The sequence below is a fragment of the Fictibacillus aquaticus genome, assembly GCF_002245695.1.
Classification (GTDB): domain Bacteria; phylum Bacillota; class Bacilli; order Bacillales; family Fictibacillaceae; genus Fictibacillus; species Fictibacillus aquaticus.
Genome location: NZ_NOII01000090.1, coordinates 1 through 1,768, shown reverse-complemented (window position 1 = coordinate 1,768; position 1,768 = coordinate 1). Strand labels below are relative to the sequence as shown.

At 41.6% G+C, this 1,768-nt stretch carries 2 protein-coding genes; both read right to left on the bottom strand.

Annotated features, from left to right (window positions below; genetic code table 11):
* Positions 1 to 278: 278 nt before the first annotated feature.
* A complete protein-coding gene (locus tag CGZ90_RS20100) occupies positions 279 to 743 on the bottom strand; it encodes a GNAT family N-acetyltransferase (protein ID WP_094254242.1) in 465 nt (154 codons plus the stop codon).
* Positions 744 to 825: 82 nt separating this feature from the next.
* A partial coding sequence (locus CGZ90_RS20095) for an inorganic phosphate transporter (RefSeq protein ID WP_106408337.1) occupies positions 826 to 1,768 on the bottom strand: 943 nt, incomplete at its 5' end.

Here is a 1,768-nt window from a genome sequence, read left to right as displayed (position 1 = left end):
CCAAAAAGAATGAGACCGGCTAAATAAATAGATGTAAGAGAATAGCCGAATAATTCCATAATCATCCCTACTTTTATATAGAGTTTTATAAATCAGTATAGTTCGTGGACTTCTAAAGCAGCATTCCCCCTTTTTCTTATGCTAACATAACCAGCTGGTAAAATAATCTTAATTTTAGAATTATTTAACAATTATATTTACGATATCTGTTAAGGAAAAGATTCATTTTTCCACAAAAAAATGACGAAGCTTTTCATGAAAGCTTCGCCAAACTTCTCTTATATGTATTTTTCATAGCACAATATTAGCTGGTTTCCCCTTGTTTTTTCTGTATATTTTCCATAACCCAACTTTTCCCAAAACTGCTTTGCCTTTTCATTCCCTTGCAGCACACCAATACGGCATTTATTGTACCCTTGCTTTCTTAGAGACTCCTCAAACATCGCGACAGCTGATTTTCCATACCCTTTTTTCTCGTGTCGCGCTTCAATCAAAAGAAGGCCGATCCAAGGCTGTCCATCATTCGGATTTTTATAACAATAATCAAACAGACCGACCGCTTTCCCTTCAGCCTCTATTATCATCCGGTTTCCTTTAACCTCTTCGTTTTCTTTAAAATCTGCCTGAACCATTTCATCAGTTACCGTTTCTCTGCCGTGTGCCAATAGATTGTATTGGGGCTGTGAGTTATGAATCTTTTTTTCCAGTGCTATTTTTTCTATTGAATTAGGCACGAAGATCATGAAGTCCCCTCCTTCTATTTAACAATATACCTTAAGCTCCTAACATCAGGATAAAAAAAAGCCCCCTTAAAGGGAGCTGAGATTAACCGATATCGCCAAAAATCATGTGGAGCACAAAATAAGAGATTGCTGCAATCGAAGCGGAAATAGGTAGCGTGATGAACCATGTGATAACCATAGTCTTCGCCGTACCCCATTTTACCCCTCTCAGACGATGAGAAGAACCTACTCCAAGGATAGATGATGTAATGACGTGAGTCGTACTGACTGGAAGACCGATGAATGACGCTCCTAAGATAACTGAAGCACCAGTTAGGTCAGCCGCTACCCCGTTAACAGGACGGATCTTCATGATCTTGCCGCCGACAGTCTTAATGATTTTCCATCCGCCTACAGCTGTTCCAAGACCCATAGCGACCGCACAGGAAACCTGTACCCATGTCGCGATGTCTGTGCTGTTTGTGTAGCCGTTGGCGATAAGTGCCATTGTAATAATACCCATCGCTTTCTGAGCATCGTTCGTTCCGTGCGAGTAAGCCTGGAACGCCGCAGTCACAATCTGAACCTTGCGGAAACGGTTGTTCGTTTTCGTTAAGTTCTGATTGTTTTTAAATATAGCCTTAATGATGGCATAAAAGATAAAACCGACAGCAAAGGCGAGTATCGGAGAAATGATAAGCGCCTGAATAATCTTTAAAAATCCAGAATAATGAAGTGCGCCGAAACCGGAAGCTGCGATTGCTGCACCAGCTACAGCACCGATGATTGCATGAGAGGAACTAGACGGGATACCGTAATACCACGTAATTAGATTCCATGCAATCGCTGCGATAAGAGCCGCCAAAATAACAAGAGAGCCATTTTGAAGTGTAAAAGGATCGACAATATCCTTAGAAATCGTCTTCGCTACTCCCGTAACCGTCATAGCACCGACAAAGCTCATAACAGCAGCTAGCATGATCGCGCGTCTTGGCGTTAGAGCCTTTGTGGAAACAGAAGTCGCAATCGAGTTAGCTGTATCATGA

Excerpts from the sequence above, each read along its gene's own strand:
- CGZ90_RS20100 (WP_094254242.1), bottom strand. The coding sequence starts at position 743 with ATGATCTTCGTGCCTAATTCAATAGAAAAAATAGCACTGGAAAAAAAG.